Genomic DNA, 18658 nt, shown 5'->3' with positions numbered 1-18658 from the left:
AATAAACTGCTTTGTTATTCAACAAGGTTAAAAACCCTACCTCCGCCCTAATTCTTCCAGCACTTATATTCCTTAATATTGTTATACTTGAATTGATCATATAGTTGTGAGTTAATAGTATGAGTTGTCCCTGATTGAGGAGGAAATTAAAAATTAATGGAACATATACAGTCTGACGATAAGTTGTATCGCAACTTAAATGATGCTGCAGGAAGTATCCTTGAAATGATCAGTGAAATCATTCAAGTCAATACCTTTTTCGTGGCAAGTAATGATAAAGTCTCAAATACCATCCTCAAAGCATTCAACCGCAACGAACTTCTTATTCAAGAAGGTACGGTTCTGCCCTATGATCAAACCTATTGTAGTCTAGTGATTGAGAAAGGCGCAAAGCCTCTAATTATAGATGATACATCCATAGATCCATTAACATGTGGAATGGAAATAACCCACTCTCTAGGAAGTAGTTCGTTTATTGGCGTTCCTATTTGGAGAAAAGATGGACAGGTCTTCGGAACCATCTGTGCAATGGATCAAAACGCGTACACTTATAACGAACGGGATATCACACTTTTGAATGCAATGGCTACTTTTCTTTCGTACGTTATTGAATTGGAGAATACGGTTTCTGATTTACAAGAGTCCCAACAAGAAACGATGCAAGCAAAAGTAATTGCTGAAAAAGCTACCCAAGCAAAAACTGACTTTTTGGCTATCATGAGTCATGAAATCAGAACGCCTATGAATGGTATCATGGGGATGACCAGCTTATTACAAGAAACTGACCTAACCGAAGAACAACGAGAGTATACAGATATTATACGGGATAGTAACGAGTCGCTGATTTCTATTTTGAACGACATCTTAGACTTTTCTAAAATGGAATCCGGCAAAATGCGATTAGAACATCAACCGTTTGATCTTAAATCCAGTGTGGAGGACATTCTGGATTTGTTTGCATCTAGAACCGCAGAAAAAGAAGTTGAGTTAGTATCTTATATCGATCCAGATATTCCCCCTTTCCTTCTTGGTGATGTCACGCGAATTCGACAAGTACTAGTGAATCTGATTGGAAATGCGGTGAAATTCACAGCTTCAGGTGAAATTTTTGTTTCGGTTATGAAACGTTCTACTGAGCATTCCAAAACTTTTGAACTGTATGTGACGGTTCGGGACACAGGAATAGGAATTGCAGAAGAAAAGCAAGATCAATTATTTCAGTCCTTTTCCCAAGTTCACGCACCAGGAACAAGTTCTCATTATGGAGGTACGGGTCTAGGACTGGCCATATGCAAACAATTAGTTGAGCTAATGGGCGGTCATATTGAGCTGAAGAGCACGGAAGGAGAAGGATCAAGCTTCCAATTTACGATAGCAGCAGAAAGTGCGGATCTTTTTCCGGTGAACGAAAATCAGGGTACGCTTTTACGACAAAAACGGGTGTTAATTGTAGATGATAATAGTACAAATCTCCGTGTATTAAGAACGGTACTGGAAAAGTGGGGCATGATTGCGAAAGCAACCGTTTCCGCACATGAGGCGCTTCTCTGGATTGAGCAAGGTGATATTTTTGATTTGGCAATTATTGACATGCGTATGCAGGAAATGGACGGTATTCAATTAGGTTATAAAATACGTAAATACCGTACACAGGCAAGTTTACCGTTAATTATGTTAACATCACTTGGAACGGATCTACGCGATATTGATTTAGAGTCCGTCTATAGTGCGGTGGTTACCAAACCTGTGCGAGATCAACAATTAAAAGAAGTTATACTATCCAGCTTATCCGAAAATCATGCTGCACCAACGAAAAAAGCTAGACCGACGCTATTAGACTCTACTTTATCTGATCGTTTGCCCCTGAGAATTTTGGTAGCCGAAGACAATGCTGTCAACCAAAAGCTGTTACTTCGTGTTTTGCAAAAAATGGGGTATTCAGCTGACGTGGTCACGAACGGTTTAGAAGTAATTCAGATATTAGGGAATCGTCATTATGATCTCGTATTTATGGATGTTCAAATGCCAGTGATGGATGGAATAGAAGCAACGCAAAGGATTATGAAGCAGATGGATGCTTCCAAACGTCCTGTTATCATTGCTGTGACCGCCAATGCCCGGCAGGAAGACAAAGAGAAATGCCTTAATGCTGGGATGAGTGACTACGTTAGTAAGCCCCTTCGAATTAATGATGTACAGCGCTTGTTAGAATATTGGGCTAATCATATTCGAAGTAGCGAATTATTAGATAATCGGAAGAAGGAACAGAATTATGAAGGTATCATTGATATAGTAATGATTGATGAAATCCGAAGTTTGGATGATAGCACTACTTTTATTCAAGAGATCTATCAGATGTTTGACACGGAAGCTACAGCTTGTATTAAACGTATCAATGAGTTGTGGGAAGTTAAAGATATCACGCCTCTGGCTGAAACGGTTCATACGTTAAAGGGGTTCAGTCTAAATGTTGGGGCAGCGCAGCTTGCACAACTTTGTATTCAACTGGAGCAAGAGCTCACACATGCAAAAGAAATAGAGATGGTCATTGATGCTCTTCATGATGTGTTTGAGAAAACAAAGTTTTATCTGAAGCAGCAAATAAGTGAGGAACACTAATTTATATTGCACTATATTAATAAAAGCCTGTGGATCCACTAACATATTTGTTAGCGTTCCATAGGCTTTTTCATTAAAATACTTTAGTCGTCCAATCTTCACAATTCCAAATATCTGTAGCAATATCCCGATAAAATTCAGGTTCGTGAGATATGAGGAGAATGCTTCCCTTATATGCTTTCAACGCTCGCTTGAGTTCTTCTTTCGCATCCACATCCAAGTGATTCGTAGGCTCGTCAAGTACGAGTATATTCGTCTCACGATTAATGAGTTTACATAGACGTACCTTGGCTTTTTCGCCACCGCTCAGAACCGTAATCTTACTCTCAATATGCTTCGTTGTTAATCCGCATTTAGCAAGCGCGGCACGCACTTCGAACTGCGATAAGGAAGGAAATGTCTCCCATATCTCTTCGATACATGTTTTATAATTGCCTTCCTTCATCTCTTGTTCGAAATAGCCAACCTCTTGGTTATAACCAAGCTCTACTGAACCAGACAATGCAGGAATCTCGCCTAAAATACTGCGTAGCAACGTTGTCTTTCCGATTCCATTCGCACCCACAAGGGCAACCTTCTGCCCACGTTCCATGAGTAGATCCAATGGTCGTGACAGTGGTGAATCGTATCCAATAACAAGTTGCTTAGCTTCAAAAATAACCTTGCCGGAAGCTTTGGCATCCTTGAAGCTAAACTGTGGTTTGGGCTTTTCCTTAGCAATTTCAATAATATCCATTTTGTCGAGCTTCTTTTGTCTAGACATCGCCATATTACGTGTAGCAACGCTTGCTTTATTACGAGCAACGAAGTCCTTCAGCTCCGATATTTCTTGTTGTTGACGATTATAAGCAGATTCAAGCTGCTGTTTTCTCATCTCATGTACCTGTTGGAATTGATCATAATCACCAACATAACGTGTCAGCTTTTGATTCTCCATATGATAGATCAAATTGATGACACTGTTCAGGAACGGAATATCATGGGAGATTAGAATAAAGGCATTCTCATACTCTTGCAGATAACGTTTCAGCCATTCAATATGCTGTTCATCCAAATAGTTCGTCGGCTCATCGAGGAGCAAAATATCAGGCTTCTCAAGTAAGAGCTTTGCAAGTAATATCTTCGTACGCTGACCACCGCTTAAGTCGTTCACATCACGCTCAAGACCAATGTCAGTAATCCCAAGTCCACGAGCAGTTTCCTGCACCTTTGCATCGATCATGTAGAAATCTTGATTCGTTAATGTATCTTGAATCGTACCGACTTCCTCAAGCAGCTTGTCTAGCTCCTCAGGAGTCACATCTCCCATTCGGCCATACATATCATTCATTTCTTGCTCGAGATCAAATAAGTACTGAAAAGCTCCTCGTAGTACATCTTGAATCGTTAACCCTTTAGTCAGCACAGCATGCTGATCAAGGTAACCGACACGTACTCTTTTAGACCATTCAACCTTACCTTCATCGGGTTGCAGCTTATCCGTAACAATATTCATAAAAGTAGATTTACCTTCGCCGTTTGCGCCGATTAATCCGATATGCTCACCTTTAAGGAGGCGGAATGAAACATCCTTGAAGATTGCACGATCCCCAAAGCCATGACTTAATCCTTCAACATTTAATATGCTCATCAATTAACACCTTTTTTTATATATTTTTATCGTTATATTATAAGCAGGATTACATTAAAACTCAATGGATAACCCGCCATATTTTCATTATCTCCTATTTAGATTGGCTAGCTAAGCAAGTGCGGATTGCAATTTCAATCAAAAAGGCCTGCAACTAGAACATCCAATGATGGATGCAATAGTCACAGGCAGTTGGCTTTCATAATACAGCTATTATAGGATTAGGGGACAAAAACATTCAAATGCCGAGCCAGAACAATAATGTTTAAAGGTAATTCTTCTCCCTGATCTCCATCAATATTGGAACACAAATCTTGTGTTGATGACAATTGTAATGATGAGGTACTTATATATTCAACAGCGGGATCATCCACATGATTCCCTTTAAGTACGGACATTGCTAGCTTAGCAAAATGAAATAATGGCACATCTCTTATAACGATACACTTCAACAAACCGTCATCGACTTCTGCATCAGGTGCAATTTTCTCAAATCCACCAACAGAATTTGTCAGTGAGGTGAGGATCAATAATGATTCACCTTCCCATACACCATGATCATGTTGTAGACGGACATGTAAAATTTCTTTTGAAACCATCGTTTTAATGCCTTCCATAAAATAGGCCAAAGGGCCAAGGAACGTCTTGGACTTAGAGGATACGGAAAAAGAAGCTTCAGCGATCTTACCGACAGCCACAATATTCATGAAATAAGAATCGTTAACCTTACCAATATCTACTGGCCGAGAATTTTCTAGTTCTAAAACCTGTATTGCTTCATCAATATCAAGTGGAATTTGTAATGCACGTGCAAAATCATTAACGGTTCCAAGCGGAATAATGCCCAGTGCTGGCCGATTAGGCTGTTCAGCAAGTCCATTAATGATTTCATTTAGTGTTCCGTCTCCTCCCATAGAAATAACCGCATCAAATGAATTCTGGCATGCATTTGTCGCAAATATCGTTGCATCTTGTTCTTTTTCCGTCCTCTTGATGTCAACAAGATAACCACGCTGCTTCAGTACATCCTCTACCCTACTCAGATTTTCTTCTGCTTGCTCTTTTCCAGAACTAGGATTGATAATAATCATCGCTTTTTTCATTGATTTGTACGCTCCTTTTTCTTATATATAAGATGCTTATGATCATCTTGAATCATGTCAAATTTCCTTGAGTACCCTAGCGGATCATTTAGACAAAATAAACCCGCCAAATTCATTGGCGGGTTTATTTTGTCTAATATGATCAAACAGGTTTTTCGATGGTAAAAGCTTCGTTCATATCAACAATACTAAGCTTTAAACGAAAGATCCTGCTTCTTTACTTGTTTATTCTTCATGCTCCAGAACAAAGCGATTACGCCATACATTGGAACAACAAAATACAAAATAATAAATAGATAAAATATCCCACCCGTGTGTATGTTTAAACTAAACGCAACTGCTAGTGCAATCAATAAAATTGTATTCATTGAATTTGCAATGACCATTTCTGCTTGATGTTTTTTCCCGAAAATTAATATTCCCATTAAAGCAGCTGTGAACAAAATAAGTACGATCGTAGTCATAAATAACTCCTCCTAATGAACAATGATGTATTAAAGTCTCTTGTGGATTAAACCAAAATTCACACTTTAGACACAATTTAATTATCCATAAGATACCACATATTCTTCAATATGAAAAGGCTTTCAACAAATATTATATAAATTAATTTTAATTACAGATATGTATATCCAACAAACTAAACATCTCGAAGGAACGGATCGTACCGAATCCTTCGAATGCTTCTTAAATAAAACTAAATTTTAAATAATCCCATCAACGGCATAATGGTTCGCCACATGTTCATACCAATTCTTATATGAGGCATCATTTGTCCGAATAACCCCCTGCTCTCATTCCTAGTATTACCTCTGGTGGCTCCTGAATAAGCCATACGATTTCCTCCACCAAAAAGAGAACTTAATAGACCTGATACCTGAGCCTTGTCTTTACTTTTAATCGTAGAAGACGGTATTTTCTTCCCAGATCGCACTCTAGAAAGTGTTAGTCCAGAGGTGTCCATACTGCTCAACATACCTATATAATATCTGCCATCTTTAAGTATGACTAGAACCGGTTGCCCTAACCATTGAGCTGATGTTACCTTTTTAGATTCTTTTTTTAGATGCATTTTCCCACCTCGGAATTCATTATTATTGATATTAATGTATTCCGTTAGTTTGGTTATGCTTGTGCTGTTTGTAAAGGTAATCTATTTCGCTATCAAGTGCTCCTAAATAAAATAACCGCCATATGAATGACGGTTATCTCTACATTAGGAGTACTTATAATTACTTCGTGATCATCCAGGTGACCCCAAATTTATCAACAACTTCACCGTAATATGCTCCCCATGGCTGAAGTATGAAAGCTGACTTGATATCTCCACCCTCTCCGAGCTTCGTGAATGTTTCTCTTGCTTCAGATTCGCTGTCATATGATATTGCGAGGGAAATATTACGGCTAACGTTTACAGATTCAAATGAATCAGACAAGAATAACGTATTGCCGCCTGCTACGGTAAGAACCATGTGCATTACTTTATCCTTAATTGCTTCTGGAGTGTCCGGCATCTCTCCAAAAGTTAATATAGAAACGATTTCCCCGCCAAGCGCTTGCTTATAAAATTCAGCTTGTGATCGTGAATCCTCTGACATGATATAAGGGTTTAGCTGTGCCATGTTCATCAACCTTTCGCATCACCATATTTGTATAATATTCCAATTTTATTTCACTTTTTTAATCATTCGTCATGAATCGATCATTATCCTTTTTCGCACGAAATGAAGAATAGTTTCTTTTTATTTAGTATACTAGTTCATCATATCAATATTTAGTAATTAAAGTATCGGTTCATTCCGCTACATGCTTGATATTCTTCTATTGTGTTCTGGGATTTCTATGTTATGGGCAGCGTTCCATTAGCTGCCCAAGCAACGCCTAAGAAACAAGTAGCCAATGAATTTCTCACTGAGATAATGCTGTATTCTCAGATAGAAATTAGAAATTCGGCTTCATTGTTATGCCTAGTTTCTTGAAGTAAGGTTGTAATTGTTGTATTACGCGTTCGATATTCTTCTCGTCTTCCTTGGAAAGACGTTCGTAATGAATTTCCCCATCCTGATCTATTGTCTTTGTGTCGTAGGCTTTCAATTCGTTTATTCCTATCCGAAATTGAGATAGCTCCGCATAGTTAAATATCTTTTCAGCTTTATTTAGTTGATCATTCCAGAACATGTTAATATTTGCCGATTTGAAGTGGTTTGTTGAAGATGTCTTTTTAGAGTCTGAATTGAGTTGGTTTAATTGATTAAATATAGGCTCAAGATCCGCAGTTAGTTTTTTGTAAGCCTTTTGTTCGTCAGCATTCAATTTATCAAGATGAGGAACCCCGTTTGTATCCATGATTTTCAAATTATAAACACCTAACTCTTTAAGTAAGGACATCCACTTTTCAAACTCCTCCTCGTTAAGGTGTTGTTTGGCGAACTCTAGCTTCGCCTCTAATTCAGCATATTTCTGCGGAGTTCCCCCCATGTGTACGATATTCTCTTGCGACCCATAGATGGAATCCGCTATGTAGTTATACCCGGCCAATGCCCCTGTTGGAATTAATAATGTTGCGGCTAAAATGCTTGCCATGACCCACTTTTTCACTCTTCTGCTATCTTGTTTAGATTCAACTCGATTCAATATTTTTCCCTTTAAATTCGTGGGTGCGATCCAATTGGTGCTTTCTTGCTGGAAAACGGTTTTGAGCTCATGATCGAGATCCATGTATATCCTCCACCTTTCCACTAATCATAATTGATGTTTTCTGTTTTCTACGCATTTTTAAATAATGTAGGATAATTACAATTTTCAGCTTGTAAGGAAGGCGATCTACATGGGCTAGTAATATATGGTTAGAAATTTTATCTACAACATCATTTGCGAGATCGGGTACCATCGCTGAATTCATCTGTTCTGCTTTTTTGATGATACGCACATGAGACCACTTATGTCTGCGAAAAGCTTGAATTTGCCGCATCACCACACCCATTAGCCAAGGGCGAAATGCCCTGTTTACATCATATTTGTCAAGAGAGCGGTATACCTGAACATATACCTCTTGAATGACATCCTCTACATCAGAAGGTTCTCTGATCAGGTAATAGACCGTTTTATATACATCCTTAATAGTTGCTTCATATAATTCTCCAAATGCGTCCCGACTGCCAGCAAGTGAAAGTTCTATGAGCCTCTTAAAATCACTTGAATGATTCATTTGTCACCTCCCCTGTTTGACTTACACTATATATTGGAACGTTTTACTCATTTCGTTCGAAAATATTTTAAATGTAACGTAATCTGCAAAGTATAAAATTGGATTCCTCTAAATACATCATATATTACATGCCTCTCCTATATAAAAAAAGACCGGCACAGAATCTCTCCTGTTACCGGTTCTTACATTTATTGAATATACTTGCTGCTAACCAAATCGTCAGCAATGATTTCAGTTGGAATGACAAACTCTACAACGCCCATATAACCGGGAGCCACATCATATTGATTGAATACGATCACGAGCTTTCCTTCTTTGTTAATATAGAAGCTTTGATCTTTGGTAATGGACTTAAATTCATCGGTCGTTAACTCTTCCCCCCGTCCATGAACCCAGTAGACCTTATTCTTATCTACTTTCATCTGAGATTTCATCTGGTCTTGAATGTTCTCACTAATTTGCTGAATATACGTACTATCTTTAAATAACATCGGTAGAGATAGGAGAATTTGCTCTTTCTTATCAATCGTGTCCAAAGTAACCGTTGTCGCTGATGAGCCTGCCGTTTCTTCAACATACCTTTCAATAGAGAAAATGCGGTCATTGTCTGTTTTTACTTCATATCCTGTATCTAACCCTAAATGACCACCACCTGCCTTCTTGAGGTCATTCATTTCCGCTTGGAACTTGTCGAATAAAGCCTTGTTCTCAGCCATGTACTTATGATTAAGTCCAAGTTCAAGATCTTTATTATTCATATCTGTAACGACAGGAACCTTAACATGAGCATCATAGTTAGTTTCCTTTACGATGTATTCTTTGAAGGTCAGAACTTGAATAATCCGATCAACTCCAGGAATTGCAGCGAATGCGCTTGCCACCGTTGCGCTTGCATTAATTGCAATGAAGAAGATAAGAGCAACTGCTCCTGCGCTAGCTAACCACTTATATGTTGATTTCCTGCGCCTTCTAGCCTTGAGGGATTGCTGAATGGAACTTTTCACAACAAAATCCAATTCTTCTGGAATTGATATTTCATCATACTCATTTCGTAATTGTTCTAATTTATCATCCATCTTACTTGATCTCCTTTGGGGGTTCATCCAACATGTTCATTCGCAATAACTGAAGCGCCTGGTACAGCCTCGTTTTTATCGTATTGGTGTTCTCGTTCAGCACTTCTGCCACTTCATTTATTTTTAAATCTTCAAAGTATCTTAGTATAATTACGCTTCGGTATTTGATAGGTAAATCATTAAGCGTTCTTTGTAGGTCGATATCCGAATACAAATCTTCTGCTCCTGTACTGAGAATATCTATCATTTCATGATCCATCGTATCTACCTTTTTGTTTCTGCGTAAGAAATCAAGTGCTGTATTCACGACAATTCGGTAAAACCAACTTTTTACGGCATCAGCATCTTTTAATCGTTCAATATGGGTCATTGCTTTATAAATAGCTTCTTGCACGACATCAAGCGCATCTTCTTTATTCTTGACGTAGCTAAAAGCAAGCCTGTACACATTCTCTTGATGCTCTGTTATACATCGCATTAGTAATTTTTCGCTTTTCCTATTTAACATGGTCGGTTTATCCTTCTCTGTTTGTAAACTAGTGTTGTACAGGAATAAGACGTTTAGAGTGTCTAAAAAAGTTTGGTCGTTTCATAATTTGTTAACTCAGAAATTATCCGTCCTCTTGCACCTGCTGAATATCAGTTTACTCTCGATATATTTACCAAATCACTGGAAACTTTTGAGATTAAGATTTACTTATGAAAAAACGGATTGTATTTCATGAAAAAAGCATCCACACTGACAGCTCAGCGGGATGCGATGTCTAATTAGAATCTATAATTACAAGTTGTCTTATATTTATAAGGATTGAACAGGAATCCGCAGTATTTGAGACACAAATGTGACAGGCACATACACCTTATTATGTTGCAGAACAGGAGCAGAACCTAATGCTTTAGGTGCCATTTTCGCAAAGAAATATGAATCCTTGCCAAGAGTAACACTCGTCCATTGGGCGCCCTTCTTTATATCAGCCGTTTTAGTACGTTGGTTCCAGTTTACTTCGTAATTTAGTTGATTAGCCACATCACGTAATGAGACCATTAACATGCCTTTTTTATTCGTATATTTGGCTACTTTGTTCAAATGAAGCATAGCTACGCCTTCCGGTTTGTTGCTCATTGTAGGGTATTCATTCAAATTGAAACGGAATTCCGGTGAACCTACATAGCCCGGGGCAATACTATATTTAGGAAAAATAATGACCAAATTACCTCTTTCCATATAAAACGTTTGCTCTTCCGAAGTTCCTTTGTACTCTTCAAAGAAATATTTCTCGGGCTCATTCTTCATCTTTGTAAGAATGTCTGCATCAAGCTTCTTTTTATAGTTTTCACCAAGTAAATCAGATAGTGTAACTCTTTCAGCCGAGGACGTATTCTTTACGTTATAGGTATCAATTCTAGGCATGCTTGTGCCGCCTTCCGAGCCTTCGGTGATCACCTCAATGGAAACAACTCCTCTTGGACTTCCAGTTCCATCAGATTTCAAGTTGTAACTGATATAGAGTTCATATGGATGGAAATCCTGATGATTCGCTTGTGCTTTTTTGGCTGTTTCAGCAGCATCCTTCTCCCATTGTGCCAAATCTTTTTCTGCATGGGAAAGAATGATGTCATTCAACTCTTTTTGATATTTTGTATCCACCATTCCCATCAGCTGTGGCACTTTGATATTCGTATTCAGGTATTTACTTGTTGTGCTCAGCATCTTTTCTTGTACTTTAACACCGATTAGCGAAGGAGCTATGTTCTGTACATTTGCTGAAATGATCGGTGCAGATTGCGCAGAAACAGTAGCATGGACTGGCAAAATAACTGCGCTGACCCCCATGATTGCTGCTACTCCTAATGCACTCATTTTACGCAGATTCATTGTATTCTTTTTCATATCTCGTCATCCTCCATCTCTCTTTATAAGTGTCTTCTGTCACACTCATGGCTAAGACGTTTGAGGAGTATCAGAAAGTTTGAGAAATTCAAAAAGAAATTCAGCCTTCAACAAAAAGGGACAAAGCAAGTAAAAAACTCGCTTCGTCCCTTTTAAGGAAAGATATTATTTTACAGTATAGCGCTCTTCAATCTTATAAAACTTCCATATAAATACGGATAAACCCCAGATAAGCAAAAAAGCCACGACTAAGAAATAACCTAAATTTCCGAAATCTATGGATGCAACAACATCCCAGAATCCACCCGATAGGTGAAGTTTTTCCGTCGTAATTTGGGCCAATTCCACGATTCCCACTGCTAATGCCGCAACGACTGAAATCGCTGTTACAATTAAATTATAGTAGACCTTGCGAACAGGTCTATCATTAGCCCATGCATAACTTTTGGTCATCATTAGACCATCTAGTGTATCAAATAAACTCATACCGGCAGCAAATAATAAAGGTAGTGCAATAATACCGATAACAGGAAAATTATTATTCGCTGCACCTGCTGACATCGTTAACAAAGATATTTCTGTAGCTGTATCGAATCCTAAACCAAATAAGAATCCAATGGGATATATATGCCAGCTCTTGGTGACAATCTTAAATAATGGCTTTAAATACCTTGTAAAGAAGCCTTTCGCTTCAAACAATTTTTCTAAATCCGATTCCGTTATTTTCTCTTCTTTCATCTTACGGAACGTTTTCCAAAGTTGAACGAATAACATTAAATTTAGAATAGATAAAAATACGAGGAAGACTCCCGATACGCTAACACCAATAATGCCGCCTATATCTTGCATACTGGACATGTACTTCGCTACGAATTTTACAGATACCGCTGTTAATACGGCTAGCAAAAAAACAACTGTGGAATGACCTAAGGAGAAGAAGAAACCTACTCCACGCGAATCCTTTTTCTGCGCTATTAATTTACGTATTGTATTATCTACCGCAGCAATATGATCTATATCAAATGCGTGTCGGACGCCAAAAACATATGCCGCAATCCCCATACCAATAAAAGTAGGATGATCGGGTACTACAATAAATAATGATATAAACCCAATAATATGAATGACTAAAACACCCAACATATAACGATTCCAAATAAATTTCATTCTTCCTACCTTTCATCTAGTCATCATTTTGTTTGAATTGAAGTTGATGATCCATTGGTGCCAAAGCTAAGATTATATGGGAAGTTCACCAAAAAAATTAATACTTTGATTTATTTGATTGAGAGTGCCTGCACTTAAGAAACCTAATACCAATTTGAAGAAGTTTGTATTACTGATTAATTTCAAAACCCAATTGCACCAAGAGATTTCTTCTTTGTCTAGAAAATTGCTTCTATTAAGAAGTACATATCGTCCAAAATGCTTAGATGCATGATGTGCACCCTCGTTTTCCACTTTTATTATTTTTTTCTCACGTAAAGAAACCTTACGCTTTAATTTAGAAATTCGATCATGAATCAATTTTTTAGCATTCTCTTCATCCGTAAACCACATCGAATACATTTTAATCAGAAATTCATCTCGAACGATTCGATCCGATGGTGATTCCTTCATCCATAATGCTAGAGCTTCTTTACCTGCTTCTGTTATTGAAAATATTTTTTTATCTGGTTTACCTGTTTGTTCAACATGCTCAAATGCCAAAAATCCCTTTTGTTCCATTTTGGTTAAAAGAGGATATATTTGACTATGTTTTGCAGGCCACAATACCTCTAAGTAGGTTGATAATTGATATCCAGAACATGGTCTTCTAGCGAGTACACTTAGAATCGCATAGCCAAGAGTATTCATACATTATTCATTCCCTATATTCATTTGAGTAGTAAGTCTAACCGACCTGAACTCTATTATGATCTTAGTGTATCTATAATCGGTTCTAAATGTAACCTTTATTCCTAATTTCCATTAAATAATTTTTCATTAAAAACCCGGCAACCATGGTGATCGCCGGGTTTAAGGCATTAATATTTTCTCAAAAACGATGGGGTTGTGTTAAAAAACTGTTGATAGATGATATGATGACATTTTGTATGGATTTTTTCGATGACTTGTGTTGAGTTAGCTAAGACTCGAACAATAAGGCCAGCTACAGGCAATAGGGATAAACCAACTTTATATTCGTTTGTATCCTCATGAATTGCCTCATACAACTGGTCAAGAAGATCATGATTCACCTGTTCACCAACCACAATCATGGACCCCAGGTGCGTAAAACCTTCCATAAAACCAAGAGAGGTAATATTAACATGTAATGGATCTAATTTAATATGATCATACACAACCAGTTCACCATCTAAATAGATTTCATTGATTAACTGAAGCAAATCATAGCTAAATTGTTTCCCATTCGGAGACCATCCCGAGGTAATAATATCTGAATAAAGGAATGCAGCACCCTTCTCCATGTTAATGACTGTTTTCTGTTTATATCTTGCATCCTGATAACCAATAAGCGGATCCGTAATATACTCCAAATAACTGCCCTTCTTGAGGTTAATCTCTGTTTCATGATAGGCGAGTTGATTGGGCGTCTTGTATATTTTTGTTGCCGATTGTGTAGTTAGGGTTAGCCGAGCACGTTCGTTCAATGATATTTTCATTTGATAACGATCCCCGTCTAAGTAACCTCCGCCCGGATTTAAAATATAATAACATGCTTGTCCAGAATCATCGTGGTATATGGGACGCATGACCTTAAATGCCCCTTGAAAATATACACGCTTTGCGACAGTTTTACCGTTCCGTTCTTCAGCTTCTAATCGCAGAACTCCTGTCCAGTCCTTCATTTTATTCCAATCCTTTTAAGAATGCGTTGTCTTTAAGCCATTGAATCACTTGATCAAGACCTGTATTATCTTTTAAATTCGTAAATACAAAGGGTTTATTTCCACGAAAAACCTTCGTGTCAGACTCCATGACTTCAAGGCTTGCCCCAACATAAGGTGCTAGATCTGTTTTATTAATGATGAATAAATCCGATTTGATCATCCCTTGTCCACCTTTACGCGGGATTTTCTCTCCTTGTGCTACATCGATAATATAGATCGAGAAGTCGACTAATTCAGGGCTGAACGTAGCCGCAAGATTATCGCCTCCGCTTTCAACAAAAATAAGCTCGACATCGGGGTGCTTTTCTTTCAATTCATCGATTGCTGCAAAGTTCATTGAAGCATCTTCACGAATAGCAGTGTGAGGGCATCCACCTGTTTCAACGCCAATAATACGATCAACAGGTAAAACTCCATTTTCCATCAGAAACTTGGCATCTTCTTTGGTATAAATATCATTCGTGACGACTGCCATGCTGATTTCATTCTCTAGGTGCCGAGTCAACTTTTCAACGAGCATCGTTTTTCCAGCTCCAACAGGTCCACCAACTCCAATTTTAATCGTTTCCATCATAAACACTTCTTTCTCTAGTTAATATTAAGACATAAAAATTCGAATATTTACACGTTCATGTTGCATTTGTGATAATTCCAGACCTGGTGAAATAATTCCAAATTCCTCTTCATCCAGATTCAGAATTTTTTCCGTGGCCTCTACTAATACGCCCTGACATTGTTGGATCGTTCTCTGCCCAGCCGTTTGGCCTAATGGTATGGCTCGTACTGCATTTTGCACAAGACTAGAAATAACAGAATACAAATAATATAAAATAGTGGTCGATTTTGAGACTCCAAGATGATGTCCGATCATCGTAAAAACAATCGCTGGATGTCCAAAACTTAGCTTTTTATTGATCCGTTCCCTATATATGGAGAGAACTGGAACGTCATACAACGATTCCACTAGATTTAACATCCGATCGCCCATTTTTTGTGTACCTTCTCTTGTTTCACGAGGTAGATTTTGAACGGTTAGCATACGGTCCAGCTTCCATACCGTTTCCAGATTCCCTTCCTGCAGTGCATCATATACAAGACGAGAAGCAAGCCCATCAGAATGGACAAGCTGCTCATTTATATACACATCAATCCATTCTGATAATGTCGCTTGATCATGCACTTGATCTTCTTGAATATAGCTTTCAAGACCATAGGAATGACTAAATGCTCCTGTTGGGAAGTTTGAATCGCACAGTTGGAATAATGAAAGAGTATTTTTATCCATGGCTGTGGCCGATGTGACGGAATGCTTGTTTTACTTTCCTTTCTTCCCGTTTATAAGGAATTTCAAGTTGGTTCAGTAATTCTTCAACAAGATAATCGTACTGAACAAGCATTTCATTGTCTTCAAATTGGGCAGGAAGATGGCGATTTCCCAGTTGGTGGGCGATCGTTCCCATTTCCTTCAAGCTGCGTGGACTGATTACGATTAAGTCATCAGAGAGGACATCAATCATAATGATATTTGTATCATCCATGAATAGAATGTCTCCCGCCACAAGGTCACGCTGATCTTTTAGACGAATACCGATTTCTTTCCCGTGATCCGTTGTAACTCTTTGGATTCGCTTCACCAAATCAGCGCTTTCCAGATAAATCTTTTCTATATGTCGAGTTCCTACTTCATCTTTATCTAAGCTTTCAATATTCGTTACAATTTTTTCTATAATCAATGTTTTCACCTCAAAATAAGAAATAGCGTTGCCCCATCGGTACTGTATCTACAGGATCACAAGTAATTAATTCCCCGTTCACTCTTACTTCGTAGGTTTGCGGGTCAACCGTAATCTCTGGTGTTTCGAAATTTAGTTTCATATCTTTTTTTGTTAAATTTCTAATGCCACGGACCGGAAGAATAATTTTCTCCAAACCTAATTGTTCGTGAACTTTGTTATCAAAGGCTGATTGCGAAATAAAAGTAGCTGAGGTTCTAGAAAGAGCCTTCCCATATTGAGCATACATAGGACGATAAATAACGGGTTGAGGTGTTGGGATCGATGCATTGGCATCCCCCATCAAACTTTGAACAACCATGCCATTTTTAAGAATCATTTCGGGTTTCACACCAAAAAAAGCAGGGGACCAAATAACAAGGTCAGCCATTTTACCGATCTCAATCGAACCTACATACTCAGAAATCCCATGCGTGATAGCTGGATTAATGGTATATTTGGCAACATAACGCTTTGCACGATGATTATCCGAAAGCTCGCTATCACCTTGCATCGTTCCTCGTTGTTTTTTCATTTTGTCAGCGGTCTGCCATGTTCGCAGAATGACTTCGCCAATTCGACCCATGGCCTGAGCATCCGAGCTAACCATACTAAAGACACCCATATCTTGAAGAATATCCTCCGCCGCAATGGTTTCACGTCTGATGCGTGAGTCTGCAAATGCGAGATCCTCTGGAATTGATGGATTCAAATGGTGACACACCATCAGCATGTCTAAATGTTCATCAATCGTATTCACCGTATATGGCAATGTCGGGTTTGTAGATGATGGAAGAACATTCATATAGCTAGCAGATTTGATCAAATCTGGAGCATGTCCCCCGCCTGCACCTTCCGTATGATACATATGGATAACCCGGTCTTTAATAGCAGCCATCGTATTCTCCATGAAACCACCTTCATTCAAGGTATCCGCATGAACCGCTACTTGCACATCATACTTATCCGCTACACTTAATGCATGATCGAGCGCCGATGCTGTAGCTCCCCAGTCTTCATGGACCTTCAGTCCAATCGCCCCAGCCCTAACTTGCTCAGCAAGCGGTTCTTCCGTTGCAGCTTGTCCTTTCCCAGTAAAGCCTACGTTAATTGGCATGCCCTCCGCTGCCTCTAACATGCGATGGATATTCCATTCACCAGGGGTAACGGTTGTAGCTTTGGAGCCAGCAGCTGGTCCCGTACCACCTCCGATTAGCGTTGTAAGTCCAGAAGATAAAGCCGTCTCAATTTGAGCAGGGTTAATAAAGTGCACATGAGTATCAATACCGCCGGCCGTTACGATCATACCTTCACCTGCGATAATCTCCGTAGAAGTCCCAATGATGATATCTACATTATCCATTACTAATGGATTGCCAGCTTTTCCGATTCCCGCAATTTTTCCATCCCGTATTCCAATATCGGCTTTGAAAATCCCGGTATAATCCAAAATAATCGCATTCGTAATGACCACATCTGGGACTCCATCTCCTCGGGTCGCAAGCGGATGTTGACCCATCCCATCACGAATCACCTTTCCGCCGCCAAAAACAACTTCATCACCATACGATGTGTAATCTTTCTCAATCTGGATGATTAAATCAGTATCTGCCAAACGTATTGAATCCCCTGTTGTTGGTCCGTACATTTGCGAGTATTGTGTTCTAGGCATTCTGAAACTCATTATTGGCACCCACTTTCAACTGATCCATCCGTTTTATTGTTGAAACCATAAACACGTCGTTCCCCTGCAAAACAAACCAATTCCACTTCTTTTTGATCACCTGGTTCAAAACGAACCGCTGCTCCTGCCGGAATATTCAAATGCCTCCCGAAACTATCTTCTCGATTGAATTGGAGGGCTTCATTGACTTCATAAAAGTGAAAGTGAGAACCTACTTGAATTGGCCGATCCCCGGTATTAATCACTGTAAGTTTCGATGCAAGTCTTCCAACATTACATATAATATCTTCTTTATTCAAAAAAACTTCACCAGGTATCATTAGAATCTTCCTCCTATCATTTCATACTTATCTAATTGGACTATGTACCGTCACAAGTTTTGTCCCATCAGGAAAAGTGGCTTCGACCTGGATATCATGAATCATCTCAGGAATACCCTCCATCACATCTTCACGTGACAAAATGGTTGCACCAAATTCCATCAATTCAGCAACCGTTCTTCCATCCCGCGCACCTTCCAAAACTTCATAAGTTATATATGCAATCGCTTCAGGATGGTTCAGTTTAAGTCCTCTTTCTTTTCTACGTCTTGCAAGATCAGCAGCAACGACGATCAATAGTTTGTCTATCTCGCGTGGTAATAACTGCATCCATTAGCCTCCTCAAGTATCATGTATTCATTCTGTTAACTTTCAAAAATTTGAACATCGTTTTTATAAAATGAAAGATATCGATCTAAAAATCAGATTTGATTACCTCTCCGTCTTAATATATCATAATT

Annotated in this window: 20 protein-coding genes; 1 reads left to right on the top strand and 19 read right to left on the bottom strand. The window is 38.6% G+C overall.

Annotated features, from left to right (window positions below; genetic code table 11):
• Positions 1–156 precede the first annotated feature (156 nt).
• Entirely contained in the window at positions 157–2619 is a 2463-nt protein-coding gene (locus tag JCM16418_RS15485) for a response regulator (RefSeq protein ID WP_052020363.1), read from the top strand.
• Positions 2620–2692: 73 nt separating this feature from the next.
• Here JCM16418_RS15485 and JCM16418_RS15480 read toward each other — a convergent pair whose 3' ends face one another.
• The 19 genes from JCM16418_RS15480 to JCM16418_RS15390 form a co-directional block, all read right to left on the bottom strand.
• Entirely contained in the window at positions 2693–4249 is a 1557-nt protein-coding gene (locus JCM16418_RS15480; RefSeq protein WP_036650653.1) for an ABC-F family ATP-binding cassette domain-containing protein, read from the bottom strand.
• Positions 4250–4470: 221 nt separating this feature from the next.
• Positions 4471–5352 (bottom strand): YegS/Rv2252/BmrU family lipid kinase, encoded by an 882-nt coding sequence (locus JCM16418_RS15475; RefSeq protein ID WP_036650651.1) that lies wholly within the window; start codon positions 5350–5352, stop codon positions 4471–4473.
• A gap of 188 nt (positions 5353–5540) precedes the next feature.
• Positions 5541–5816 carry a hypothetical protein gene (locus JCM16418_RS15470; protein WP_036650647.1) on the bottom strand — a complete coding sequence of 92 codons (276 nt, stop codon included), beginning with the start codon at positions 5814–5816 and terminating at the stop codon, positions 5541–5543.
• 233 nt (positions 5817–6049) lie between these two features.
• On the bottom strand, positions 6050–6424 hold the full coding sequence (locus JCM16418_RS15465) for an LSm family protein (protein ID WP_052020361.1): 375 nt from the start codon (positions 6422–6424) through the stop codon (positions 6050–6052).
• A gap of 160 nt (positions 6425–6584) precedes the next feature.
• Positions 6585–6974, bottom strand: a complete 390-nt coding sequence (locus JCM16418_RS15460; protein ID WP_036650871.1) for a VOC family protein — start codon at positions 6972–6974, stop codon at positions 6585–6587.
• Positions 6975–7293: 319 nt separating this feature from the next.
• Positions 7294–8070 carry a DUF3600 domain-containing protein gene (locus JCM16418_RS15455; protein WP_036650644.1) on the bottom strand — a complete coding sequence of 259 codons (777 nt, stop codon included), beginning with the start codon at positions 8068–8070 and terminating at the stop codon, positions 7294–7296.
• Complete coding sequence (locus tag JCM16418_RS15450; RefSeq protein ID WP_036650641.1) at positions 8054–8560, bottom strand: sigma-70 family RNA polymerase sigma factor; 507 nt, start codon at positions 8558–8560, stop codon at positions 8054–8056. Before JCM16418_RS15450 ends, JCM16418_RS15455 begins: the two co-directional genes overlap by 17 nt.
• Positions 8561–8748: 188 nt before the next feature.
• A complete protein-coding gene (gene rsiV / locus JCM16418_RS15445) occupies positions 8749–9636 on the bottom strand; it encodes an anti-sigma-V factor RsiV (protein WP_036650637.1) in 888 nt (295 codons plus the stop codon).
• Between the two features lies 1 nt (position 9637).
• Positions 9638–10144: an RNA polymerase sigma factor SigV gene (sigV, locus tag JCM16418_RS15440; RefSeq protein WP_036650634.1), complete on the bottom strand. Its 507-nt coding sequence runs from the start codon at positions 10142–10144 to the stop codon at positions 9638–9640.
• 291 nt (positions 10145–10435) lie between these two features.
• The gene (locus JCM16418_RS15435) at positions 10436–11527 is read right to left on the bottom strand and encodes a stalk domain-containing protein (RefSeq protein WP_036650632.1); all 1092 of its coding nucleotides are present in this window, start codon (positions 11525–11527) and stop codon (positions 10436–10438) included.
• A gap of 165 nt (positions 11528–11692) precedes the next feature.
• A complete protein-coding gene (locus JCM16418_RS15430) occupies positions 11693–12694 on the bottom strand; it encodes a HoxN/HupN/NixA family nickel/cobalt transporter (protein WP_036650629.1) in 1002 nt (333 codons plus the stop codon).
• 72 nt (positions 12695–12766) lie between these two features.
• Complete coding sequence (locus JCM16418_RS15425; protein ID WP_052020358.1) at positions 12767–13384, bottom strand: PadR family transcriptional regulator; 618 nt, start codon at positions 13382–13384, stop codon at positions 12767–12769.
• 170 nt (positions 13385–13554) lie between these two features.
• Entirely contained in the window at positions 13555–14379 is an 825-nt protein-coding gene (locus tag JCM16418_RS15420) for an urease accessory protein UreD (RefSeq protein ID WP_036650627.1), read from the bottom strand.
• Position 14380: 1 nt separating this feature from the next.
• On the bottom strand, positions 14381–14992 hold the full coding sequence (ureG, locus tag JCM16418_RS15415; RefSeq protein WP_036650624.1) for an urease accessory protein UreG: 612 nt from the start codon (positions 14990–14992) through the stop codon (positions 14381–14383).
• A gap of 27 nt (positions 14993–15019) precedes the next feature.
• Positions 15020–15706 (bottom strand): urease accessory protein UreF, encoded by a 687-nt coding sequence (locus tag JCM16418_RS15410; protein WP_036650623.1) that lies wholly within the window; start codon positions 15704–15706, stop codon positions 15020–15022.
• Positions 15699–16154 (bottom strand): urease accessory protein UreE, encoded by a 456-nt coding sequence (ureE, locus tag JCM16418_RS15405; RefSeq protein ID WP_036650616.1) that lies wholly within the window; start codon positions 16152–16154, stop codon positions 15699–15701. Before ureE ends, JCM16418_RS15410 begins: the two co-directional genes overlap by 8 nt.
• Positions 16155–16164: 10 nt before the next feature.
• The gene (ureC, locus tag JCM16418_RS15400; protein ID WP_036650613.1) at positions 16165–17877 is read right to left on the bottom strand and encodes an urease subunit alpha; all 1713 of its coding nucleotides are present in this window, start codon (positions 17875–17877) and stop codon (positions 16165–16167) included.
• Positions 17877–18197 carry an urease subunit beta gene (locus JCM16418_RS15395; protein WP_036650610.1) on the bottom strand — a complete coding sequence of 107 codons (321 nt, stop codon included), beginning with the start codon at positions 18195–18197 and terminating at the stop codon, positions 17877–17879. The genes ureC and JCM16418_RS15395 overlap by 1 nt, the downstream gene beginning before the upstream one ends.
• A 27-nt stretch (positions 18198–18224) precedes the next feature.
• On the bottom strand, positions 18225–18527 hold the full coding sequence (locus tag JCM16418_RS15390; RefSeq protein ID WP_036650608.1) for an urease subunit gamma: 303 nt from the start codon (positions 18525–18527) through the stop codon (positions 18225–18227).
• Positions 18528–18658 lie beyond the last annotated feature (131 nt).

It is taken from the genome of Paenibacillus pini JCM 16418 (assembly GCF_000576305.1).
GTDB lineage: Bacteria > Bacillota > Bacilli > Paenibacillales > Paenibacillaceae > Paenibacillus_AQ > Paenibacillus_AQ pini.
The sequence above is the reverse complement of the archived record's forward strand: the minus strand, read 5'-3'. Positions and strand labels throughout refer to the sequence as shown.